This window comes from Glaciecola nitratireducens FR1064, assembly GCF_000226565.1.
GTDB classification, from domain to species: Bacteria; Pseudomonadota; Gammaproteobacteria; order Enterobacterales; family Alteromonadaceae; genus Glaciecola; species Glaciecola nitratireducens.
The window spans coordinates 1,214,558-1,238,058 of sequence record NC_016041.1 but is presented as its reverse complement, the minus strand read 5'-3'; the positions used below and the strand labels follow the sequence as shown (position 1 = coordinate 1,238,058).

At 42.6% G+C, this 23,501-nt stretch carries 18 protein-coding genes, 2 tRNA genes and 3 rRNA genes; 7 read left to right on the top strand and 16 right to left on the bottom strand.

The genetic code is table 11. The features are described from left to right. Window positions 1-9: 9 nt before the first annotated feature. The 10 genes from apt to pssA all read right to left on the bottom strand — a co-directional run bounded on the left by apt (window position 10) and on the right by pssA (window position 10,350). Complete coding sequence (gene apt, locus GNIT_RS05420) at window positions 10-546, bottom strand: adenine phosphoribosyltransferase (RefSeq protein ID WP_014108142.1); 537 nt, start codon at window positions 544-546, stop codon at window positions 10-12. Window positions 547-564: 18 nt separating this feature from the next. Continuing rightward, window positions 565-693 (bottom strand): hypothetical protein, encoded by a 129-nt coding sequence (locus GNIT_RS18450; RefSeq protein WP_014108141.1) that lies wholly within the window; start codon window positions 691-693, stop codon window positions 565-567. A 236-nt stretch (window positions 694-929) separates the two neighbouring features. Continuing rightward, window positions 930-2,495, bottom strand: a complete 1,566-nt coding sequence (locus tag GNIT_RS05410) for a methyl-accepting chemotaxis protein (RefSeq protein WP_014108140.1) — start codon at window positions 2,493-2,495, stop codon at window positions 930-932. 210 nt (window positions 2,496-2,705) lie between these two features. Next, on the bottom strand, window positions 2,706-2,951 hold the full coding sequence (locus tag GNIT_RS05405) for an EF-hand domain-containing protein (RefSeq protein ID WP_014108139.1): 246 nt from the start codon (window positions 2,949-2,951) through the stop codon (window positions 2,706-2,708). 353 nt (window positions 2,952-3,304) lie between these two features. Then, a 5S ribosomal RNA gene (rrf, locus tag GNIT_RS05400) occupies window positions 3,305-3,420 on the bottom strand. Window positions 3,421-3,652: 232 nt separating this feature from the next. After that, a 23S ribosomal RNA gene (locus GNIT_RS05395) occupies window positions 3,653-6,531 on the bottom strand. Between the two features lie 483 nt (window positions 6,532-7,014). Next, a tRNA-Ala gene (locus GNIT_RS05390) sits at window positions 7,015-7,090 on the bottom strand. A gap of 103 nt (window positions 7,091-7,193) precedes the next feature. Next, window positions 7,194-7,270: transfer RNA gene (locus tag GNIT_RS05385), tRNA-Ile, on the bottom strand. 99 nt (window positions 7,271-7,369) lie between these two features. Next, a 16S ribosomal RNA gene (locus tag GNIT_RS05380) occupies window positions 7,370-8,902 on the bottom strand. Together the 16S, 23S and 5S rRNA genes with 2 tRNA genes alongside form the textbook arrangement of a ribosomal RNA operon. Before the next feature lie 578 nt (window positions 8,903-9,480). Next, window positions 9,481-10,350, bottom strand: coding sequence for a CDP-diacylglycerol--serine O-phosphatidyltransferase (gene pssA, locus GNIT_RS05375; protein WP_014108137.1), 870 nt, complete (start codon window positions 10,348-10,350; stop codon window positions 9,481-9,483). 367 nt (window positions 10,351-10,717) lie between these two features. Between pssA and GNIT_RS05370 the strand changes: the two genes are divergently transcribed. Continuing rightward, window positions 10,718-11,056, top strand: a complete 339-nt coding sequence (locus GNIT_RS05370) for a tetratricopeptide repeat protein (protein WP_014108135.1) — start codon at window positions 10,718-10,720, stop codon at window positions 11,054-11,056. A gap of 204 nt (window positions 11,057-11,260) precedes the next feature. Here GNIT_RS05370 and clpB read toward each other — a convergent pair whose 3' ends face one another. The 3 genes from clpB to rluD all read right to left on the bottom strand — a co-directional run bounded on the left by clpB (window position 11,261) and on the right by rluD (window position 15,657). Further along, a complete protein-coding gene (gene clpB, locus GNIT_RS05365) occupies window positions 11,261-13,831 on the bottom strand; it encodes an ATP-dependent chaperone ClpB (protein ID WP_014108134.1) in 2,571 nt (856 codons plus the stop codon). 86 nt (window positions 13,832-13,917) lie between these two features. Further along, on the bottom strand, window positions 13,918-14,676 hold the full coding sequence (gene pgeF, locus GNIT_RS05360) for a peptidoglycan editing factor PgeF (protein WP_014108133.1): 759 nt from the start codon (window positions 14,674-14,676) through the stop codon (window positions 13,918-13,920). Continuing rightward, a complete protein-coding gene (rluD, locus tag GNIT_RS05355) occupies window positions 14,677-15,657 on the bottom strand; it encodes a 23S rRNA pseudouridine(1911/1915/1917) synthase RluD (protein ID WP_014108132.1) in 981 nt (326 codons plus the stop codon). Between the two features lie 213 nt (window positions 15,658-15,870). On the opposite strand from rluD, the gene GNIT_RS05350 reads away from it, so the two are divergent. Continuing rightward, window positions 15,871-16,638 carry an outer membrane protein assembly factor BamD gene (locus GNIT_RS05350; RefSeq protein WP_014108131.1) on the top strand — a complete coding sequence of 256 codons (768 nt, stop codon included), beginning with the start codon at window positions 15,871-15,873 and terminating at the stop codon, window positions 16,636-16,638. Between the two features lie 103 nt (window positions 16,639-16,741). Here GNIT_RS05350 and GNIT_RS05345 read toward each other — a convergent pair whose 3' ends face one another. The 3 genes from GNIT_RS05345 to GNIT_RS05335 all read right to left on the bottom strand — a co-directional run bounded on the left by GNIT_RS05345 (window position 16,742) and on the right by GNIT_RS05335 (window position 18,787). Next, the gene (locus GNIT_RS05345; protein ID WP_014108130.1) at window positions 16,742-17,410 is read right to left on the bottom strand and encodes a ChrR family anti-sigma-E factor; all 669 of its coding nucleotides are present in this window, start codon (window positions 17,408-17,410) and stop codon (window positions 16,742-16,744) included. Further along, window positions 17,403-18,017 carry a sigma-70 family RNA polymerase sigma factor gene (locus GNIT_RS05340; protein ID WP_014108129.1) on the bottom strand — a complete coding sequence of 205 codons (615 nt, stop codon included), beginning with the start codon at window positions 18,015-18,017 and terminating at the stop codon, window positions 17,403-17,405. Before GNIT_RS05340 ends, GNIT_RS05345 begins: the two co-directional genes overlap by 8 nt. Before the next feature lie 203 nt (window positions 18,018-18,220). Beyond that, the gene (locus GNIT_RS05335; RefSeq protein WP_014108128.1) at window positions 18,221-18,787 is read right to left on the bottom strand and encodes an LON peptidase substrate-binding domain-containing protein; all 567 of its coding nucleotides are present in this window, start codon (window positions 18,785-18,787) and stop codon (window positions 18,221-18,223) included. 158 nt (window positions 18,788-18,945) lie between these two features. Here GNIT_RS05335 and GNIT_RS05330 point away from each other — a divergent pair, with 158 nt between their 5' ends. The 5 genes from GNIT_RS05330 to GNIT_RS05310 are packed head-to-tail and all read left to right on the top strand — an operon-like array spanning window position 18,946 to window position 23,449. After that, window positions 18,946-19,401, top strand: a complete 456-nt coding sequence (locus GNIT_RS05330) for a nuclear transport factor 2 family protein (protein WP_014108127.1) — start codon at window positions 18,946-18,948, stop codon at window positions 19,399-19,401. Then, window positions 19,401-20,147 carry an SDR family NAD(P)-dependent oxidoreductase gene (locus tag GNIT_RS05325; protein WP_014108126.1) on the top strand — a complete coding sequence of 249 codons (747 nt, stop codon included), beginning with the start codon at window positions 19,401-19,403 and terminating at the stop codon, window positions 20,145-20,147. Before GNIT_RS05330 ends, GNIT_RS05325 begins: the two co-directional genes overlap by 1 nt. Further along, the gene (locus GNIT_RS05320; protein ID WP_014108125.1) at window positions 20,140-21,420 is read left to right on the top strand and encodes an NAD(P)/FAD-dependent oxidoreductase; all 1,281 of its coding nucleotides are present in this window, start codon (window positions 20,140-20,142) and stop codon (window positions 21,418-21,420) included. Before GNIT_RS05325 ends, GNIT_RS05320 begins: the two co-directional genes overlap by 8 nt. Next, entirely contained in the window at window positions 21,420-22,178 is a 759-nt protein-coding gene (locus GNIT_RS05315) for a DUF1365 domain-containing protein (RefSeq protein ID WP_014108124.1), read from the top strand. Before GNIT_RS05320 ends, GNIT_RS05315 begins: the two co-directional genes overlap by 1 nt. A gap of 14 nt (window positions 22,179-22,192) precedes the next feature. Then, the gene (locus GNIT_RS05310; protein WP_014108123.1) at window positions 22,193-23,449 is read left to right on the top strand and encodes an SAM-dependent methyltransferase; all 1,257 of its coding nucleotides are present in this window, start codon (window positions 22,193-22,195) and stop codon (window positions 23,447-23,449) included. Window positions 23,450-23,501: the final 52 nt, after the last annotated feature.

Here is a 23,501-nt window from a genome sequence, read left to right as displayed (position 1 = left end):
TATAGTAAGTTACTCACCCTCAAATTCAATTAAACTAAATGGTGTCACACCATGTTCTTCTAACTTTTTCGCACCGCCAATTTCAGGTAAGGATATAACAAAACCTGCGTGTTCAGCGATACCGCCTAATTGACGAATTAAATTAGCAGTGGCGACCATTGTGCCGCCTGTAGCGAGCAGATCGTCAATCATTAATACTCTTTCGCCAGGTAAAATAGCATCTTTATGTATTTCTAAGGCATCGATACCATATTCAAGTTCATATGTTTCAGAAATCACTTCTCTGGGCAATTTGCCAGGTTTCCTGGCGGGAACGAAGCCGATCCCCATTTCTAGGGCTAATGGAGCGCCAAAAAGGAATCCTCTTGCTTCAGTGCCAACAACCTTGTCAAAAGTCATTCCATTAAATTGGGCTTTCAATTGCTCAATACAAGCGGTGAAAGCTTCATGATTTTGAAGCACACTCGTTACATCACGAAACATGATCCCTTTTTTTGGATAATCAGGGATGGAGGTTATTGCAGATTTGATTAATTCGATTGTCACTTCACTACCTAATACAGATTAATTGCTGAAAAAGAATACATACCAACCAGCTAGTATATGCATAAGTGGCAACGCTAGTAAAACAACAAGCACCCCCAAAAAATACCAACCGTTAAAAACTTCTTTAAATTCAGTATCATTACTCATTGGCACGACCTTCGTTGTTGACAGTAATTTAAGAGCGGTGAATATTACTTGATTGAGGTCAAAAAAAACAGGATTTGATGTGTTTATTACTAGAAGATTTCGATCTATGTCTACTAGCTGGATAATCTCATTTACAAGATGTGCATGAAGCACTTTAACGTGAAAACGCTAAAGCTAAAGATGGGCATACTTAACAGCCAATAGCGTTTCTTTTTGCGCTATTGGTTGAGTTTTTACTAAGACGCTTTATAGCCTATTCTAAATCCTCCCCAGTGTTTACCGTTCACATAAATAGGTGCTGATAAATCATGCATAACTTCACCCGTATCGCGTTTATAGGTTTGCAGTAAAAACAATTCTTGATTGCTACCGCATCGTGAACCCGTATAGTCGTCAAATATTCGTTTAGTTCTATTACCGACCAAATCTGTCTCATAGTTGCCAGTTAATGGCTTCGAAAAGCAATGATTGTGCGTTGGAAAATAACCATTTCTATCAACCGCACCTGCATAAATAATAAAATTATTTTCCTGAAGAATTGTTTCTTGTAATGACGGTAATAGCTTATCTGTAAACTTATCAAATTTAGTCGTGTGTTTCATTGGGTCAGTATTTGCAATAGGCTGATAATTAGTATCAAAAAGATCATTTTCACTTATCTTTGCATTATGTATTGATTCTTCAAATAACTTGCCGATTGCACCGGCAGTTTGAATTGCCAAGTTCTGAACCATTGCATTTCTATTCTCTAAATCGAACACGTTTAGGGTTCGAAATATTCCTTCAGTTTGATGACACAATACCAGTACCTTATCAGAGACATCCTCTAGTTCTCGCTTTAAAGAATCAGTAGAAAGAAAAAGACTCTCTGCGTGCGTTGAAATTCCGCTATTTACCTCTTTAGTTTCAGCAACACGTATGGTCAGGCTATCCATCGACTCTTTGGCTATCAATGAGGTTGAAGCTGATTTAGATACACGATCAGATGCTTGAGCTACATAATCTGCCATTTGATTCCCAGCATTGGTAACTTTCTCAATCGCCTCAACGGAAGAATTACTGCCTTTGGTAATTTCTTCAAGTACCGACTTAATTCCCTTTGTTGCTTCCGTCGTCCTTTTTGCTAAATTTCTTACCTCATCTGCAACTACAGCAAATCCTCTACCCTGCTCACCAGCCCTAGCTGCCTCAATGGCTGCATTAAGTGCCAGCATGTTAGTTTGAGCTGCGAGTTGATTAATCGTTTCTACAATGCTTGCTATATCCGTTGCATTGTCTCTTAGGCTTAATAAAAGTGTATTGGTGTCGTTTATGCGAGATTGCAGTGTGATTTGTTGAGCGGACACTTGTTGCAACAATTCCACAGAGTCGTTTGCATCGCCAAATGAATCTGAAATACTAATTAAAGCTTCTTGGCTAATTTCAATAATGGATTGATTGGAGCTTTCAATGGCTGTAACACGTTCTGCGATTTGTTTCGTACTTTCAACTTGCGCATCAAATAAATTGGCTAATTTATCTACGAAATGAGACACGTTTGCGCTACCAATGGCTATTTCACTCGATTGCTGTGCAATATTTTCACCTGCCCTTCGCATGTCTTGCACGATGGTACTAGCAGGCGCAATATCCTGAGTTTTCGACGCGCTTGCAAAAAAAGCGAATGCAAAAGTAGCCGCAATAAAAATGATGCAGACGGAGACACTAGTGATTAGCGGCCCTAACTCGAAATAAAAAGTAATATAAACAACGGCAATTAGAAAAACAGACCCTAAGGTTCTAAGAAGCAAAATCGGTTTCAATAGACAGCCCTCTGAAATTGATTTAAATGAGCGTCTTCCGTACAGACAATAAAGACTGATGAATAATATAGTTATTATCGGCGCAAAAGCTACATTGATTAATAATACTTTTGTCGCAGGCTATGACTAAATCAGTAGAGTTAAGAAGGGAAAGCCTCATCCATGAGGCAAAAACAGGAATCCTTGTTTGGTAAAAAGTGACGTTAAAAATTATTTTTTCAAATTGGCGACTGCAAATTCATCCGAGCTAATAAAACCATCGCCATCGATATCTAGGGAATCAAATAGCTCATAAAGCACGTCGTGAGCTTCGGCTTCCTCTTCAGAAATCATACCGTTTGCGTCTGTATCTAAAGTTTTAAACAAACCTTCATTTGAAAATGCACTTGTTGAGGTTAAGGCGAGCGTGAACGCGAACGCCACCATAGACAAAAATATATTCCGTTTATTATTCATAATAAATCTCCATTCCATAAAAAGTTACGAGAAGAAGGTGTTCTCAATGAATCTACTTCACAATTCATGCCAGATAAAAATTATGTAATAATTACAGTAACTTGGAAAAACACATCTAAAATAATACGCCTTTTATCCTCAAAACATGTTTCATTTTGGTAACACCACATCAATCATTTTCGTAAGACTCTGCTAGGTGCTTGAAAAATTCATTATTTTACTGTATGCAATAGATAACACCGGCGTTTTGTCGATGATAAACAGGTGAGAAAAAGGTGTAGGGGTCACTGTAGTACAGAGTTCTCGTGTCTAGAAAGAAAAAACCCGTCACAAGGACGGGTTCTTAAATGGGAGCCTGACGGTGTGCTACTCTCACATGGGGAAACCCCACACTACCATTGCCGCTAATACGTTTCACTTCTGAGTTCGAAATGGATTCAGGTGGTACCGTATCGCTATTGCCGTCAGGCATAAGCTTGGTGCAGAATCATCGCGCTCTTTGCGATGGCTTCTGCGCAACTGATGTCTCTCTCGCCACAGGGCGGTAGATGACAACAATTACATTAATCTTTGTTTTAACATATTTAGAAAGCTAATAATCAATGTCTCTATTCAACGCAGAGTCACTACTCTGTCTTACTTTATTTGATTTGGCTACTTGTCACACTTCAACCCTTTCGCTTACGCTACTTTGGTGTTGTATGGTTAAGCCGCACGGGCAATTAGTACAGGTTAGCTTAACGCCTTACGACGCTTCCACACCCTGCCTATCAACGTTGTAGTCTACAACAACCCTTCAGGACAGTTAAACTGTCTGGGATGACTCATCTCTGGGCTCGCTTCCCGCTTAGATGCTTTCAGCGGTTATCGATTCCGAACGTAGCTACCGGGCAATGCCATTGGCATGACAACCCGAACACCAGCGGTTCGTCCACTCCGGTCCTCTCGTACTAGGAGCAGCTCCCATCAATCATCCAACGCCCACACCAGATAGGGACCGAACTGTCTCACGACGTTCTAAACCCAGCTCGCGTACCACTTTAAATGGCGAACAGCCATACCCTTGGGACCGACTTCAGCCCCAGGATGTGATGAGCCGACATCGAGGTGCCAAACACCGCCGTCGATATGAACTCTTGGGCGGTATCAGCCTGTTATCCCCGGAGTACCTTTTATCCGTTGAGCGATGGCCCTTCCATTCAGAACCACCGGATCACTATGACCTACTTTCGTACCTGCTCGACGTGTCTGTCTCGCAGTTAAGCTGGCTTATGCCATTGCACTAACCTCCTGATGTCCGACCAGGATTAGCCAACCTTCGTGCTCCTCCGTTACGCTTTGGGAGGAGACCGCCCCAGTCAAACTACCCACCAGACACTGTCCACACCCCCGATCAGGGGGCAATGTTAGAACATCAAACGTACAAGGGTGGTATTTCAAGGTAGGCTCCACATCATCTGGCGACAATGCTTCAAAGCCTCCCACCTATCCTACACATGTAGGGTCAATGTTCAGTGCCAAGCTGTAGTAAAGGTTCACGGGGTCTTTCCGTCTAGGTGCGGGTACACAGCATCTTCACTGCAATTTCAATTTCACTGAGTCTCGGGTGGAGACAGCGAGGCCATGGTTACACCATTCGTGCAGGTCGGAACTTACCCGACAAGGAATTTCGCTACCTTAGGACCGTTATAGTTACGGCCGCCGTTTACCGGGGCTTCGATCAAGAGCTTCGCTTGCGCTAACCCCATCAATTAACCTTCCGGCACCGGGCAGGTGTCACACCGTATACGTCATCTTTCGATTTAGCACAGTGCTGTGTTTTTAATAAACAGTCCCAGCCTCCTGGTCACTGCGGCCCTCAGATGCTCATGCAGCAAGTGCAATCACAAATAAGGGCGTACCTTCTCCCGAAGTTACGGTACAATTTTGCCGAGTTCCTTCACCCGAGTTCTCTCAAGCGCCTTAGTATTCTCTACCTGACCACCTGTGTCGGTTTGGGGTACGGTTCGATATATCATAAGTTTAGAGGCTTTTCCTGGAAGCAGGGTATTTGCTACTTCGTCACCTTAGTGACTCGTCTCGTGTCTCAGGCATGTAGAATTCCGGATTTTCCTAAAATTCAACCCTACGCACTTTCACTTGGACTACCAACGCCAAGCTAGCATAACCTTCTCCGTCCCCCCTTCACTGATATACCAAGTACGGAAATATTAATCCGTTTCCCATCGACTACGCATTTCTGCCTCGCCTTAGGGGCCGACTTACCCTGCCCTGATTAGCATGGGACAGGAAACCTTGGTCTTCCGGCGGGGAAGTTTTTCACTCCCCTTATCGTTACTCATGTCAGCATTCGCACTTGTGATATGTCCAGCAAACCTCTCGATTCACCTTCAGCCACTTACACAACGCTCCCCTACCACTTGAACCTAAGTTCAAATCCGCAGCTTCGGTATATTGCTTAGCCCCGTTACATCTTCCGCGCAGGCCGACTCGACTAGTGAGCTATTACGCTTTCTTTAAAGGATGGCTGCTTCTAAGCCAACCTCCTAGCTGTCTTAGCCTTCCCACTTCGTTTCCCACTTAGCAATATTTTGGGACCTTAGCTGGCGGTCTGGGTTGTTTCCCTCTTCACGACGGACGTTAGCACCCGCCGTGTGTCTCCCGGATAGTTCTCATCGGTATTCGGAGTTTGCAAAGGGTTGGTAAGTCGGGATGACCCCCTAGCCTTAACAGTGCTCTACCCCCAATGGAATTCGTCCGAGGCTCTACCTAAATAGATTTCGGGGAGAACCAGCTATCTCCCGGTTTGATTGGCCTTTCACCCCCAGCCACAAGTCATCCGCTAACTTTTCAACGTTAGTCGGTTCGGTCCTCCAGTTGATGTTACTCAACCTTCAACCTGCCCATGGCTAGATCACCGGGTTTCGGGTCTATACCTAGCAACTAAACGCGCAGTTAACACTCGCTTTCGCTACGGCTCCCCTATTCGGTTAACCTTGCTACTAAATATAAGTCGCTGACCCATTATACAAAAGGTACGCAATCACCCTACAAGTGGGCTCTCACTGCTTGTACGTATACGGTTTCAGGTTCTATTTCACTCCCCTCACAGGGGTTCTTTTCGCCTTTCCCTCACGGTACTAGTTCACTATCGGTCAGTTAGGAGTATTTAGCCTTGGAGGATGGTCCCCCCATCTTCAGTCAGGATAACACGTGTCCCGACCTACTTAATATGGCAACTATGAGGCTTCGTGTACGGGGCTATCACCCTGTATCGCTGTGCTTTCCAACACATTCCACTACCTCATAATTACTCGGCTGCTCCCCGTTCGCTCGCCGCTACTTGGGGAATCTCGGTTGATTTCTTTTCCTAAGGGTACTTAGATGTTTCAGTTCCCCTCGTTTGCTTCGTTAGGCTATGAATTCACCTAACGATACCGCCGAAGCGGTGGGTTTCCCCATTCGGACATCTGTGGCTCAAATGCTTTTTGTCAGCTCACCACAGCTTTTCGCAGACTTACACGTCCTTCATCGCCTCTAACTGCCTAGGCATCCACCGTATACGCTTAGTCACTTAACCATACAACCCAAAATAGCGTACGTATTCACCCCGCCAAGAATGAAAACATGCGCATTTTATCAGCCACCGCCTTTTTAATCGGCAACTGTGGTGCAGCTTAACGATTGCTCGTAATCTGCTAGTCGTATGCATGACAAGTTTTGCTAATCAAATATCGTGTAGAATTTTCGCGCCTTTCAGCGGAAACTTCTACGCAACCGATGTATCACTCGCCTAATGACGGTTAATGACATCAATCACTTACACTTTGTCAGATAGAGTAGCGTTGAAAGAATCTCATTCAACCTAAGTTGAATTTAATTCATCAATTACTCTTTCGTTAAATATTGATTACTAATTATCAGCTTTCCAAATTGTTAAAGAACAGTGACACACTAATGCGTCACTTTTAAGGTTTAAAAAACCTTAATGGATAAACATTCAATATGCGTATTCATTAAGGTTGTTGCCTTTTCATGTAAGGTCAATTTCCATCACAGAAATTGGTGGAGCTTAGCAGGATCGAACTGCTGACCTCCTGCGTGCAAGGCAGGCGCTCTCCCAGCTGAGCTAAAGCCCCTTACATGCGAGTAAAAATGTATTTTGGGATTTTAACAAGGCGGAAGCTACCGAAGTGTGCTTTTGCACATGAGGTGGCGTCCAACGCAGTAAAAATCACAAAATGGTAGGCTTGGGCAGACTTGAACTGCCGACCTCACCCTTATCAGGGGTGCGCTCTAACCAGCTGAGCTACAAGCCTATGTTGCAGGCTTATATTGCCTAAACTACTTTTTTACTCTTTCTTTTATATAACAAGATAATCTGTGTGAACACTGCATTAAGAACGCGCAACTAATAGTAAGGAGGTGATCCAACCCCAGGTTCCCCTAGGGTTACCTTGTTACGACTTCACCCCAGTCATGAAACACAAAGTGGTAATCGTCCTCCCGAAGGTTAGACTAACTACTTCTTTTGCATCCCACTCCCATGGTGTGACGGGCGGTGTGTACAAGGCCCGGGAACGTATTCACCGTAGTATGCTGACCTACGATTACTAGCGATTCCGACTTCATGGAGTCGAGTTGCAGACTCCAATCCGGACTACGACGAGCTTTAAGGGGTCCGCTTACTGTCACCAGTTTGCATCCCTTTGTACTCGCCATTGTAGCACGTGTGTAGCCCTACTCGTAAGGGCCATGATGACTTGACGTCGTCCCCACCTTCCTCCGGTTTGTCACCGGCAGTCTCCTTAGAGTACCCAACTTAATGCTGGCAAATAAGGACAAGGGTTGCGCTCGTTGCGGGACTTAACCCAACATCTCACGACACGAGCTGACGACAGCCATGCAGCACCTGTATCTTGGTTCCCGAAGGCACTAATTCATCTCTGAAAAATTCCAAGTATGTCAAGAGTAGGTAAGGTTCTTCGCGTTGCATCGAATTAAACCACATGCTCCACCGCTTGTGCGGGCCCCCGTCAATTCATTTGAGTTTTAACCTTGCGGCCGTACTCCCCAGGCGGTCTACTTATCGCGTTAGCTTCACTACTCACGGATTAAATCCACAAACAGTTAGTAGACAGCGTTTACGGTGTGGACTACCAGGGTATCTAATCCTGTTCGCTACCCACACTTTCGCACATGAGCGTCAGTTATTGACCAGAGAGTCGCCTTCGCCACTGATGTTCCTCCAGATATCTACGCATTTCACCGCTACACCTGGAATTCCACTCTCCTCTCCAAAACTCTAGTCTGCCAGTTCTAAATGACCATCCCACGTTGAGCGCGGGGCTTTCACATCTAGCTTAACAGACCGCCTGCGTGCGCTTTACGCCCAGTAATTCCGATTAACGCTTGCACCCTCCGTATTACCGCGGCTGCTGGCACGGAGTTAGCCGGTGCTTCTTCTGTTGCTAACGTCACAGCTGACGGGTATTAACCGTCAACCTTTCCTCACAACTGAAAGTGCTTTACAACCCGAAGGCCTTCTTCACACACGCGGCATGGCTGCATCAGGCTTTCGCCCATTGTGCAATATTCCCCACTGCTGCCTCCCGTAGGAGTCTGGACCGTGTCTCAGTTCCAGTGTGGCTGATCTTCCTCTCAGAACAGCTAGAGATCGTCGCCTTGGTGAGCCTTTACCTCACCAACTAGCTAATCTCACCTGGGCTTCTCTTTGCGCGGGAGCCGAAGCCCCCTTTGACCCGTAGGTATCATGCGGTATTAGCCATCGTTTCCAATGGTTATCCCCCACACAAAGGCAAATTCCCAGGCATTACTCACCCGTCCGCCACTCGACATCATCTAGCAAGCTAGACATGTTTCCGTTCGACTTGCATGTGTTAGGCCTGCCGCCAGCGTTCAATCTGAGCCATGATCAAACTCTTCAATTAAATTTTTTGTAAATCGTTTTTTGTTGTCGACACTCTTAATGAGTGCCCACACAGATTGTCTTGTTATAAATTGTTAAAGAACATGCCAGCTTCTTTCCATTTCACTGGCGGCTTGAAAGTCACGTTGTGTGCCGTCTCAAGCGGGATGCGTATACTACCTGCATCGTTTTTATTGTCAAGGTTTTTTGCAATTTAATTTGAATTTATTTTTAACCGAAGCAAACGATAAAACCAATTCAAACTGCCCTAAAACATCCTGTTCGTGCGAACCAGCAAACTACTGTTTGGCTGCCTCCCTTGAACAGAGCGCGCATTCTACAGAATCAAATAAAGTGTTCAAGTCTTTTTTACAATTATTTTTATAAGGTAGGGAGATAATCTAGTATTAAGTGTATATAAATACGTCAATAAATAGATTTAAACCAATAAATTCAACAGTTTAATGATTATACTTTTAAAGCTATTGTCAGCTTAACGATTCGATACTTCAGGGTTAAGCTATAAAAGTAGGCACAAGCAGCAATAGTGGGTGCTAAAGGCTGCTTATGCTACAACGATATAAATTGGATTACCGATGATTACTTTTCTTTCTTCGAATCTTTGTCTTTATTATCGGCTGTATCTTTATCAACAGTATTGTTGCTCGATGTTGCGTTCTTATCTGCAGCTTCGACATTATCCTCAGACGCTCCCTCAAAATCGGCGTCTTCTGCTGTCTCTCCGATCACATCCTCTAACGTCACTTTTTCAACCGACCTAAAAGTATTAACGGGCCCAGCAACCGCATATAATAGAAACACGATGAAGAGCACAAGAGAAGGTGCAGTTGCCACTACTATGAATACCAACATAACGACGAGTATTGCTACAAATGGTACTTTCCCATGTAAATCTATCGTCTTAAAACTGTTGTATTTAAAATTACTAACCATTAATAGCCCTGAAATACCGGTCACTATCGCAACAATGATCCCATATTCATTTCCATCAATGTCGTAATCGATTCCTACCCATACCATACCAGCAACAAGTGCAGCCGCGGCCGGACTCGCTAAGCCCTGAAAAAATCGATTGTCAGCAATACCTACCTGCGTATTAAACCGTGCCAACCTTAATGCAGCACACGCAACATAAACGAACGCCGCTAACCAACCAATCTTGCCTAACTCAGCAAGACCGAAGTTATAAGCTACCAATGCTGGTGCCATGCCGAAAGAAACCATATCAGCCATCGAATCATATTCGGCTCCAAAGTCACTTTGTGTATTTGTCATCCGCGCAACACGACCATCTAACCCATCGAATATCATGGCCACAAATATTGCAATTGCTGCGGATTCAAAATGATTGTTCATTGACATAACGACAGCGTAAAAGCCTGAAAATAGCCCTGCCGTTGTTAGTAGGTTCGGTAAGAGATAAATACCTTTTCGTTTATTGGCTTGCATATATATAGTTGTACTCATTAGTTTAGATTAACTGCGCTTCGAAACACTAAGCACCTTTATTGCGGTCAGCTGCTCCGATTTACACGCATTCTTATTCGTTGATTAATTGTATACATAAACAATAGAGCTGTATATGTTAGTCAATCCGCTGTTGTTGTGACCAGTCAAGGAGACATGTGTGTCAGGCTTTTTGACACACTAGCGCATTACACTCACAACCAACTGAAAAATATGCAAAATTCTTTTAAGCATCAAATTTGCTAGGCAGAATACAAATTCCATTAAGTTGTAGGAAAGATATGAGAAAGTTTTATTTAGCGAACCGCTGATTGACATAAATATTGCCAATGGCAACAACCGTGATGCATTGATAATACTGAATACGCTAATAAAGGATGACTTTTTAAACGCCAAGTATTTCTACAAAATAGCCCTAATTTTCAATAACTCAAATGAGTTTACAAAAGCGAAAGAAGATTTTAAAACATTATTAGGCCTCTATAGTGACAATGTAAACGACCTATACCGTTTAAGTTTAGCTCAATGGCGAGTCTCCGATGCCGCTGGCAGTTTAGTCACTTTAAATAGAATTTTAGAATTAGATGAAACCAACTTCTTTGCCATACGTGACAGCGTGAGAGCATTGTTATCGCTAGGCGATATAGATGAGGCTACAATTCTTTTAGATTCATTGACCAAAACCTAACCCAAAAATCCTGACGTAAATTTATTGACGGGCGACTTCTATCTTTCTAACAATAACGTTGATGCTGCATATAATTTCGCTCAACAAGCGCACGAAGCATGAAGGAACAACTATCTAGTTTAGAACAACACGCCAGTTTTGATGTATTTATCAGCTTATTTAAATAATGCCATTAGTAATCCTAATGGCATTATAAACGACTGATTAAGCAATCACTAAAACGCCATCAACCGCATCAATTCTGACTACTTCCTTATCGACAAGTTTGTCACTTAATAGAGTTTCAGCTAATGGGTTTTCAATCTGAGTTTGAATTGCACGCTTCAGCGGTCTCGCACCATACACTGGGTCAAATCCCGCATCAGCAATTATATCTAATGCTGCACCAGATATTTCTAATTTTAATCCCATTTCTTGTAGGCGCTGACGTAAGCCTAAGAGCTGAATTTTAGCAATCGACTTTATCTCTTCCCTACCCAATGAATGGAATACAACAATATCATCAACTCTGTTAATAAATTCAGGCCTAAAGTGAGCTGACACTTCTACCATCACTTGCTTCTTCATTTCTTCGTAGGTGCTGTCATCAGTGTGACCTTGGATAATGTCAGAACCTAAGTTAGAGGTCATAATAATTAAAGTGTTCTTAAAGTCGACTGTGCGACCCTGCCCGTCTGTCAATCTGCCATCATCCAACACTTGCAGCAAAATATTGAATACGTCTGGATGCGCTTTTTCTACTTCATCTAATAAAATAACCGAATAAGGTTTGCGTCTAACGGCTTCGGTTAAATAACCACCTTCTTCATAACCTACATAGCCCGGCGGCGCACCCACTAATCTCGACACTGAGTGTTTCTCCATAAACTCAGACATATCAATGCGGACCATGGCATCTTCAGTATCAAACAAAAAGTTAGCCAATGATTTACATAGTTCAGTTTTCCCCACCCCTGTTGGACCTAGAAACAAAAACGAGCCGGTTGGTTTATCTGGGTCAGCAAGACCAGCACGAGAACGCCTGATCGCATTTGAAACAGCAACCACTGCTTCCCTTTGGCCAATGACACGTTTACCGATAGTGTCTTCCATACTAACTAGTTTATCTTTCTCACTGTCCAACATTTTGCTTACAGGAATGCCAGTCCAACGAGATAACACATCGGCTATTTCATTTTCAGTCACTTTATTTTTTATCAGCTGTGTTTCCATTATGTCAGACTCACTGGCCTGCTCAAGTTTGAGCTCCAGCTCAGGAATACGGCCATACTGGAGTTCTGACATTCTGGACAAATCAGATGCTCTGCGCGCTATCTCGAGATCAAGTTTCGCTTGTTCGAGCTCTCCCTTGATAAACTGGGTGCCCTGCATTGCATTTTTTTCAGCGCGCCAAATCTTATCTAAATCGCCAAATTTCTGCTCTAGCTGCTCGCGCTCTATTTCAATTACCTCTAATCTTTTAAGGCTGGCAGTGTCGGTTTCTTTGGATAAAGCCTGCTCTTCAAGCTTCAATTGAATAATTCGACGCTCAAGCTTGTCCATTTCATCTGGCTTGGAATCTATTTGCATTCTAATGCTAGACGCAGCTTCATCTATTAAGTCAATCGCCTTATCAGGCAACTGCCTATCGCTGATATAGCGGTTAGATAGTCTGGCTGCCGCAACAATAGCCGGGTCGGTAATGTTAACAGAGTGGTGAAGCTCATAGCGCTCTTTTAGTCCGCGCAAAATAGCAATCGTGTCCTCCACCGAGGGCTGATCTACCTGCACCTTTTGAAAGCGTCGTTCTAGCGCCGCGTCTTTTTCAATATATTGTCTGTATTCGTCTAGCGTAGTGGCGCCGACGCAATGCAACTCACCGCGTGCTAACGCTGGTTTGAGCATATTTCCTGCATCCATCGCTCCTTCACCTTTACCTGCGCCAACCATGGTATGAAGCTCGTCAATAAATAAAATGACTTTGCCTTCTTCTTTGGATAGCTCATTCAACACGGCTTTTAAACGTTCTTCAAATTCACCACGGTATTTTGCACCGGCTAAGAGTGAGCCCATATCTAAAGATAATACTCGTTTGTTCTTTAGACCTTCAGGTACTTCGCCGTTAATGATTCGTTGCGCTAAACCCTCAACAATGGCTGTTTTACCAACACCTGGCTCACCGATCAACACAGGATTATTTTTAGTTCTGCGCTGCAGGACTTGAATCGTCCGGCGGATCTCATCGTCGCGCCCAATCACTGGGTCTAATTTTCCCTGCTCAGCACGCTCTGTTAGATCCATCGTAAACTTTTCCAGTGCTTGTCGAACATCTTCAGCATTTGGATCAGTCACTTTTTGACCATTACGCAACGAATTAATCGCTGACTCAATCGCTTCTTGTTTAACGCCTAATGTTTTGAATATCGTGCCTAGGTGGCCTTTGTCTTCCATACATGCAAGCACAAATATTTCAGATGTGATGTAGTCATCTTTGCGCTTCTGTGCAATCTTATCGCTCAAATTGAGCAGTTTTAATGTGTCATTACTAAGCTGAACATCACCGCCAATACCTTGTAATTGAGGCAATCTTTCAATGGCTTCTGATAGTGATGAACGCAAGCTATTTACGTTGACCTTTGCTTGATCAAATAACGGGCGCACAGAACCGCCCTGCTGGTTTAGTAAGGCCATCATTAGATGCACTGGTTCAATGTATTGATGATCTCTTCCCAATGCGAGGCTTTGTGCATCGGAAATCGCAATTTGAAACTTGCTTGTAAATCGGTCTAAACGCATAAGTAACTTAACTCCATGATGTATATTAAGTAAATGTGGAGTCTAAGACGCGAACTTTCAAGCTCGTTTTTTATTCAATCGAGGTCTTACTTGATTAAGATCAAGTTTGCCATTCGCCCACAAGTAGATATACCTTGATGTGTAGAGCGACGGTGTGAGAACAAGTTAACTGAAGAATAGGTACAAATATTTGAATAGTAACGCTGATAAACACTCAGTTCATCAAGCTTTAAATTCGCTACTTCAATCAAGTTTAGCAGCGTTTTATTCTTTACCGTAGAGGCTTTCAACGCGCTTGGAAACTTCGAAAATAGGGTTTTAAGGTCTTCTCCAACCTCAAAATGCTGCTGACATATAGAAGGTGCGAACCATACGTGAATCTCACTACGCCGCGAGGAAAACTGCTTTACTGTATTTTCAATAACGCCGTTTAATAAACCTTTCCAACCTGCATGAACCGCAGCAACTTCAGTACCGTCAGTGTTTGCAATCATGAGGGCCATGCAATCTGCAGTCATGACGCTGCATGGTAAATTAGGCATATTAGTAAACGCCGCATCGGCCTCTACTTTGCCAGCGTCTGTGGGTGCTGACAGTCTAAGAACGTTCGTATTGTGAGTCTGATTAAGCCATGACAGAGGCTTAACATCTGGCACAAAACGCTTGAGTTCAGAGGCCAAACGTTGACGATTCAGCTCAACATTATGTGGATCATCACCAACGTGAGAACCTAAATTTAGGCTTTTGAACGCACTGGTACTGACACCACCACTAGTAGTGGTGCTTACACAAAACACGCTCTTATTTACCGGCCACGAAGGCTGAATAAATTCGATAAAGGCCAATTAGATATCAATTCCGTTTATTTTTGTGTCTTCCCTTACGTCTTTCAACAAGGTAACAAAATCTTCCGGAAGAGGAGCTTTGAACGTCATTTCTTCGCCACTAACCGGATGCATTAAGGTCAGTTGTGCTGCATGCAGTGCTTGACGTTTGAACGCTCGCAACGCGTTAATGAAATGTTCGCTAGCGTTCTTTGGCAAACGAGGTCTACCGCCGTAAAGTGCATCGCCTACTAATGGATGATTAATATGCGACATATGAACTCGGATCTGGTGCGTTCTGCCACTTTCCAGTTTTAAGCGAAGATGAGTATAGGCGCGAAACTTTTCTTTCACTCTATAATGCGTTACAGCAGGTTTACCGAACTCTCTCACCGCCATTGCTGTTCTTTTTGTTGCGTGTCTGCCGATAGGTTCATCAATAACTCCACCTGCAATCATTGTTCCCATAACCAATGCTTCATACTCACGGCCCATGCTTCGAGCCTGCAACTGTTCCACTAAGCTTGTTTGCGCAGGCAGTGTTTTTGCGACAACCATTAAACCCGTTGTATCTTTATCTAAGCGATGGACAATGCCGGCTCTAGGTACTTGATCAATTTCAGGAACTTTAGCCAACAATGCATTTAGTAGAGTGCCGTCATGGTTTCCGGCACCGGGATGGACGACTAAGCCGGCTTGTTTATCGATAACCAGTATATGCTCATCTTCATAAACAACATTCAAATCGATGTGTTGAGCTTCGCTAGTGACCTGCACTTCTTGCTCAGCGTCGATAACAATTTCTTCACCGCTTTTTAGTTTTAGTCGTGGTGTGTCGATTTTTTCGCCGTCAACACTTACAAACCCAGCTAGTATCCACTCTTTTAGCTTAGATCTTGAGTATTCAGGGAACAAAACCGCCAAACATTGGTCTAGTCTTTTATCGAATAAATTTTCAGGCACTGTTGCCGAAAGATTAATTTGGAGTTTATTGGAAGCCATAACATTCGCATTAATAAATAGTGTGCGTAGTATAGCAAGCAAGTTATGTTGCATAACAGCAAGAATTTCTAACACAGCAAATAAAGCTTAGTGTAGAATAGCCAAACGCGGTGGAAAACATGGTTAATGGCGCAAAAAATCCATCGAAAAGTACAAAGAGTTGATTTGAAAAGAGCAACTCATTAATAAATAGAAAAGGTTAAGCAATTTCAAATGATACTGAAAAATAAGATAAGCATAGCAATACTCGCAGCAGCAATGATTGGCCTAGGAGGCTGTGCCTCATCTGAAGACGAGGAAGCTAAAGCAGTTGCTAATCAAGGAGTTCAGGCGCTCTACGCTAACGCTCGTGAAAGCATGGCTGTAGGTAACTATGCACAAGCAGCACAAACCTTAAGCGCAATTGATTCAAAATATCCGTTTGGCGCACATTCACACCAAGTTCAATTGGATCTTATCTTTTCATATTATAAAGTAGGTAAGCCTGACCAAGCATTGGCGACTATCGACCGCTTTGTTCGCTTGAACCCTAACCATGCAGACGTTGACTATGCGTACTTTATGCGCGGCGTGACCAACATGGAACTAGACAACAATCTTTTTCAAGAAATGCTTGGTGTGGATCGCTCTGACCGAGACCCATCTAAATCACGTGAAGCTTTTGAAGATTTCAGACGATTAATTCAAAAATATCCGAACAGTAAATATGCAACTGATGCGAGTGAGCGCATGCTGCATATTAAGAATCGACTCGCTAGTTATGAAATTGCGGTTGCACGTTATTACATGAGAAGGCAGGCATACGTAGCTGCAGCTAACCGTGGAAGATATGTTATCGAGAATTTTCCCGATACGACACAAGTGCAGCCGGCACTTGAAATTATGGTTTCAAGCTACAATCAGCTTAACTTGACTGAACTTAAGCAGAATACAATGAGAACACTCAGGTTGAACTATCCTGATAGTGAATTTCTTGATTAGAAATAGATTTACACAAGTAAAAGAAAAATTACGCACAAAAAAGCACGCTCAAAGCGTGCTTTTTTATTGTCATTTATTCTGAAATAATATTACGCTAGTGTATTTACTTAAAGAATAAATGGCTAAATGGGTTTATCAGACGAGCCCAGCCAGAAGTAAAATGCAATGGCTTATCGACGATACTAAACACTAGACAGCCTTCATCAGAGATCGTCGATGGTGTATGTATGTGTTTACCATCCATAACCATGAAGTCTCCACTATCGTAGTCTGCTAAACCGTCACTGAACTCACCATTGACAACTAGAGTCATCTCACTGCCTCTATGGGTATGCTCTGGAACAGACCCACCCTTCTCCATAAAAATAAAGTTTGCGACGTTGTCACCACCAATATTTACAGGTGCTTGCCAAAGCTTCCCAACCATGTGGGACCAGTTTCCCATCGACTCAGACAACCTATTTAGTGACCGAGGTAAAGTAAACTTACGACCATCCAACTCTAACACCCTGTTAGTTGGCTCAACTACTATGCCCCTATCCACTTCTTCAGACATAATTTGAGATAACATGTCACCAAAAATGCCAGGTTCTGCCTTCGGGCTGCTTTGGTCGAAGACTATTTCTGCATTTGCATCAGTATATAGCGCTACTTTCTTGGCACATTTCGAACACATGTCGCAGTGGGCTGAAATAATCAATGCTTCGGCAGGCGCCATAAGGCCATCTGCAAATGCATCTAATCTTTCGTTTGTAGGATGAAAATTAATCATGTGTTTCTAACATGTCCTTTAAACGTTGTAGGGCAAGTCTCGTGCGAGATTTTACTGTACCTAAAGGTATTTCCAACTCGTCTGCAACTTCTTGCTGAGACTTTCCATCGATATAAATTGCTTCAATTACTGCTTTCTGCTTCTCAGGCAATTCGTTAAACAATTCCCCTACTTGCTGCAGTGTAATTTGTTCTTCCAAAGACTTTTCTTTCGGGTCTGCCGTTTGTTCGCAAAGTATCGGCCACATATCGTCAGAGCAAACATCTTCCTTTCTATTCTTCAACTTGCGCAGCATGTCGAAACGAATGTTTCGCGCAATCGTGAAAATCCAGGTTGAAGGAGAACCTTTCTCTGCATTAAACAAATGCGCTTTCTGCCACACATTTGACATCGTATCTTGAACTAATTCCATAGCAATAGCTTCATTGCCCATTTGCTTTAAGGCATATGAACGTAAGCGGGGAGCGAAATAACCAAATACTTTTGCGAAGGACGCTTTGCAACGTTCTTGCGCCACCGTCTCTAACAGCGCTGACATTTCTGCCGCACAGTCTTTCGGTTTTCTTACATCTGGCTTGTTGTTTTCCAATGGGATTCCGATGAGCATTTTGTTCTTCCTGTCGTATGCATTGCTAGTTTATACGAGGTGCTAATTAGAAAGATCACTTAAATAAAAATTTAATATCATTTTTTAAATTGATTTTGCAAGCATCAGTTTATCTCAACAGAGCAGTTTAATATAGACGTTTATTTTCTTAGGTCATACAACCCTATAATGACCAATCCTGCTTCGGTGTTAGGCGAGATATACTACTCAATCAGCTGCGAAAGATAATCTACTATTTTCTTGCAATCTTTTTGCGCTAAAAAATGTTGTTTCTGCTCAGCATCGACAGGGAGTAATTCTAACCAACGGTTTATCACCCATAGCGGATCATCTAACTTAACTGTCTCATATAACGAACTAACCTCTTGGTACGTCTCGAATATTTCACCTAGACGCTCATTCATCGGAGCTAAGTCTTGAATATCAAAACTGCAAGACCACACCTTGACGTCTTCGCAGTCAGCGACACGTAGACCATCTTTTTCCGTTTCAATATTACTTATCGTTACACAATTAATGCCTTCGATTGTTATGCCTAAGAGCCCATCTTCTAAAAGATCAAAATCAATAACCTTGCAATACGTTCCCGTTGGAAAGATGTGCGTATTTAGCTCTTTCTGTCCTTTAGAATTCAGCATGCAGATAACAAAACCAGTGCCTTCGGCGCAGGCCTCTTTCACCATCCTTACATAACGCGGTTCGAAAATTCTCAGCGCCATCCTTCCCTCGGGAAGAATATGCGCAGACAGCGGGAATAATGGACACTTCATAATTACAAACGTTCTCGGTAGCTTAGAATACAATAATGATTACGCTGAGATTAAAGATTAGATCGAAATCACAATGAATTAAAAAAATTTAATCTCTTGATCTCAAGTATAATATAGGATGTAAAATCCATTAAGCATTAAAACAAAGAGCATCACATATGAACGCAATCAAAAAATTTGAATCATTCTATGTTGACCTAGAGTCGATGAAAGTAGAGGAATTAGCGGACATATACAGTAATGACGTTACATTTATCGACCCTATCGCTACACACTCAGGCATTGCTGCAGTGCAAACATACTTTACTAAGCTCCTAAGAAACGCTAAAAACTGCTCGTTTGAGATACATTCTATCGATAAAGTCGCCTCGCTAAATAGTGAAGAAAAAAGCGCAAGTGCTCTCCTAGCCTATCTAGTGACGTGGAAAATGACCTTTACCACATCCGGAATTAATAAGGGGAAACCCATTGACGTTGATGGTATTACTCAATTGAAAATCAAGGACGATAAGATTATATTCCATCGCGATTATTATGACTTAGGTCAGATGGTATATGAGAACATTCCTCTACTGGGCAGAATTATAAAACGTATCAAAAGGAAATTAGGATAATGGCAACAATACTCATCACCGGTGCAACGTCTGGCATTGGCGAAGCCCTCGCGAAGCGCTGCGTAAATGATGGACATAAGGTGATTGCCTGCGGCAGAAATGAAGAAAAACTGGCTGAGCTTGCCAAAATAGAGAACATGACAACATGTCGCTTCGATGTAACGGATGAAGCTGCAACGAAGGACGCATTAGCTAATGTAAAATGTGATATCGCAGTCCTAAACGCAGGAACTTGCGAATATGTTGATATCAATAATATAGAACCAGACATGTTTAAACGTGTTTTTGATGCAAACGTGTTCGGCGTCGTTAATGTTGTATCTGCACTCATCCCTGTCCTTAAATCAGGGAATAAAATTGTCTTCGTTGACAGCCTTGCCCGCTTGCTGCCCTTTCCAAAAAGCCAAGCTTACGGAGCGAGCAAAGCCGCCTTGAACTATATTGCCAAAAGTTTTGAAGTCGATCTAGCGCACAAAGGGATTGCGGTACAAACCTTATCGCCAGGTTTTGTAAAAACACCGCTGACCGATAAAAACGATTTTCCAATGCCCATGGTTATTAGTGCAGAAGAAGCAGCAGAATACATGCTTAAAGGAATCGTTTCTTCTCGAGCTAGTGTTTATTTTCCGAGAAGATTTAGTTTTATTGTCCGCTTGTTAAACCTACTCCCCGAAAGAGTGCAGAAAAAAATATGCATCAGCATGCGTCAGAAACCAAAGAAAAAAGAGAACGCTCGCAATGACTAAGAGAATTGCCATCATTGGTACAGGTATATCAGGCCTGAGTTCTGCGTACTTACTAAACAAACAGTATGAAGTGAAAGTCTACGAGGCGAACGATTATATAGGCGGTCATACGGCAACAAAGAATGTCGTTGTGAATGACACTACATATGCCATCGACACCGGTTTTATTGTTTACAACGAGTGGACGTATCCAAACTTTATAAAATTAATGCAAACGCTCAACGTTGATACTCAGCCTACCGAAATGAGCTTTAGTGTTAAAAATATCAAAACAAAGATGGAATATAACGGCAATACTATCAACAGCTTGTTTGCCCAGCGGCGAAATATATTGCGGCCTTCTTTTTGGCGTTTAGTGCTCGACATAGTTAAATTCAACAAGTTGTGTAAGTCCCACATTGCCGACAATAAAGATACTGACAACATCACACTTCAACAATTTATTACGCAACATAAGCTGAGTGAGGTTTTCACACACAACTATATACTGCCTATGTGCGCCGCAATATGGTCAACGAGTTTAGAGGCCTCTGCTAATTTCCCGCTGTCTTTCTTTCTGAAATTTTTTAATAATCACGGCCTACTCAACATTACCAACAGACCGCAATGGTTTACTCTTGTCGGCGGCTCAAGCCAATATATCGCGCCTTTAATTGAATCTTTCAGTAGTAAAATTAGTGTAAATGACGCTGTTAAAAGTGTAGTAAAAGTAGATAGCAGCTTCGTTGTAGTCAGTGAAAAAGGTGAAGAAACCTTTGATGAAGTAATATTTGCGTGCCATAGCGACCAAGCATTAAAAATGCTGTGTGAAGAGCCTCAAAATGAGGTAGACATGCATTTATATAAGGAAATTTTGGGAGCTATTCCTTACTCTATGAATGAAGTTGTGCTGCACACCGACACGTCTGTTCTACCTGATCGGCCGCTTGCCTGGGCAAGTTGGAATTATGAAATTGAAGGCGCTAAGGCAGAAGCATCGAGGCCTGCAGCAGTGACCTACAACATGAACATCTTGCAAAGATTAAAAAGCGACACTACCTTTTGCGTGACTTTAAACAACACCCAAGCCATATCGCCAGACAAAGTGTTGGGCACATATTATTATGCACACCCACAATTCAGTCCCAAAATGGTGAGTGCGCAAGAACGCAGAGAAGAAATATGCGGGAAAGATGGCATTCATTTTTGTGGTGCATATTGGTACAACGGTTTCCATGAAGACGGTCTTCGCAGTGCATTAGATGTTTGTAAGCGCTTTGGTGCGAGCTTATAATGTCCCTGCAGAAGTCAAACACATCAATTCAACGACAGACCGAGTCAGCTCTGTACACTGGGGTTGTGCATCATCAACGCTTTGTACCGAAAGTACATAGGTTCAACTACAAGATTTATTTGTACTGGTTAAAGTTAAGCGAAATTGAGCAATTAGATACTGACGTCAAAGGCTTTTCGAATAAATCAAATGGGTTTAGTCCTGTCAAATTTTTACGTAAAGATTACTTAGGCGACCCTGCGAAAAAGCTAGAGTCATCTGTTATCGCAAGAATGTCTGAGTTAAACGGGTCCAAACTATCGGGTGACGTTTACTTTCTCGGGCAAGTTCGTACATTTGGCTGGTACTTTAGCCCAGTTAATTTTTATTATCTTAGAAATTCAGAAGGTAAGTATACCCACATGCTGGCTGAAGTGAGCAATACACCTTGGAACAAGAGACATCACTATTTGGTAGATTTAGCCAAACAAGAAGACTGCGACAAGGAATTCCACGTTTCTCCATTCAATCCAATGGATATGACCTATCAGTGGAAAATAAAACAACCAAATGAAAATCTAAGATTGCATCTTTCGTGTATAAAGCATGAGAAACACTTTGAGGCTGCCTTGAATATGCAAAGACAGCCCTTAACAACAAAAACACTGCGTGGCGCTTTACTCAGTATTCCTAGTATGACCTTAAAAACGGTTGCGGGAATTTATTGGCAAGCAATTAAGCTCTTTTTTAAACGCGTTCCAATTTATATGCATCCATGAGGTAAGGAATAGATATGTCACATGGCGAACAAACAATACAAAACACCGATTCAATGACATTTATGGACCGTACTTATCGGCAGCTTTTTGTTAAAGCTATGCAAAATATGCCCGAAGGGCATTTAACTTTAAAAGAAAACGGTCGATTAGTTGCACAATGCGGCAACCCAGACCAAGACTTGCATGCCGAAGTAAATATCATTGACGCTCGTGCTTACAAACGCTTAGTACTTGGAGGAAGTGTTGCATCAGGCGAAACATTTACAGATGGTTGGTGGACAACGCCAAGTTTAACTAACGTGATTCGGATTTTCGCGCGCAACCTAAGCACATTGGATGAATGGGAAAATAAATTCAAGTGGGTCACGATGCCGGTGCTGAAAGTACAGCATTTTATGCGACGCAATTCACGTGAGCAGGCTAAGAAAAACATCTCAGCTCATTACGACCTGGGCAACAAATTATATGAAAAGTTTTTAGACCCTTCGATGATGTATTCCTCGGCTATTTACCCTACGCCAGAAGCAACGCTAGCTGAAGCTCAAGAGAACAAACTGCGCTCAATTTGCGACAAGTTACAACTATCTGAAAACGACCATTTAATGGAGATAGGCACAGGCTGGGGTGGCTTGGCCATCTACGCAGCAAAGCACTACGGCTGTAAAGTAACTACCACCACGATTTCTGATGAGCAGTATGCTTATGCCCAAGAATGGGTAAGTAGGGAAGGTTTGAATGAGAAAATCACCTTATTGAAAAAAGACTATCGTTTATTGGAAGGTAAATTTGATAAATTAGTGTCAATCGAAATGATAGAAGCTGTCGGCAAAGCGTATCTAGCTAATTTCTTTGAAAAATGTTCTTCGTTGCTGAAGCCAAACGGACTCATGCTTTTGCAAGCCATTACTATTGATGACCGTCGCTATGACAGTTACTCAGACAGTGTCGATTTTATTCAGAAACATATATTCCCTGGCGGCTTTTTACCTTCTCAATTTGCCATCAATAAGTTTTTAAAGAAATGTACCGACATGAACATTCGTGACTTACATGATATTGGCTTAGATTACGCTAGAACACTACACGACTGGCATATAGCATTTGACGCAAGTAAGGAAGCGCTTGAAAAAGATGGATACGACGAACGGTTCGCTCGTATGTGGCAATATTATCTAAACTACTGCGAAGGTGGTTTTTTAGAGCGCGCAATTAGTACGGTTCAGTTGGTTATCAGCAAGCCACATTACCGTGCAGAGCTAGAGCGCTCTTAATTAAAATTACTTTTACGTATTAGCAAAAAGCCCTAACAATGAAGTGTGACCA

Coding starts and splice junctions, on each gene's coding strand:
- GNIT_RS18450 (WP_014108141.1), bottom strand. CDS start 693: ATGAGTAATGATACTGAATTTAAAGAAGTTTTTAACGGTTGGTATTTT.
- GNIT_RS05405 (WP_014108139.1), bottom strand. CDS start 2,951: ATGAATAATAAACGGAATATATTTTTGTCTATGGTGGCGTTCGCGTTC.
- pssA (WP_014108137.1), bottom strand. CDS start 10,350: ATGCAAGCCAATAAACGAAAAGGTATTTATCTCTTACCGAACCTACTA.
- clpB (WP_014108134.1), bottom strand. CDS start 13,831: ATGCGTTTAGACCGATTTACAAGCAAGTTTCAAATTGCGATTTCCGAT.
- rluD (WP_014108132.1), bottom strand. CDS start 15,657: ATGGCTTCCAATAAACTCCAAATTAATCTTTCGGCAACAGTGCCTGAA.
- GNIT_RS05350 (WP_014108131.1), top strand. CDS start 15,871: ATGATACTGAAAAATAAGATAAGCATAGCAATACTCGCAGCAGCAATG.
- GNIT_RS05345 (WP_014108130.1), bottom strand. CDS start 17,410: ATGATTAATTTTCATCCTACAAACGAAAGATTAGATGCATTTGCAGAT.
- GNIT_RS05340 (WP_014108129.1), bottom strand. CDS start 18,017: ATGCTCATCGGAATCCCATTGGAAAACAACAAGCCAGATGTAAGAAAA.
- GNIT_RS05335 (WP_014108128.1), bottom strand. CDS start 18,787: ATGAAGTGTCCATTATTCCCGCTGTCTGCGCATATTCTTCCCGAGGGA.
- GNIT_RS05330 (WP_014108127.1), top strand. CDS start 18,946: ATGAACGCAATCAAAAAATTTGAATCATTCTATGTTGACCTAGAGTCG.
- GNIT_RS05325 (WP_014108126.1), top strand. CDS start 19,401: ATGGCAACAATACTCATCACCGGTGCAACGTCTGGCATTGGCGAAGCC.
- GNIT_RS05320 (WP_014108125.1), top strand. CDS start 20,140: ATGACTAAGAGAATTGCCATCATTGGTACAGGTATATCAGGCCTGAGT.
- GNIT_RS05315 (WP_014108124.1), top strand. CDS start 21,420: ATGTCCCTGCAGAAGTCAAACACATCAATTCAACGACAGACCGAGTCA.
- GNIT_RS05310 (WP_014108123.1), top strand. CDS start 22,193: ATGTCACATGGCGAACAAACAATACAAAACACCGATTCAATGACATTT.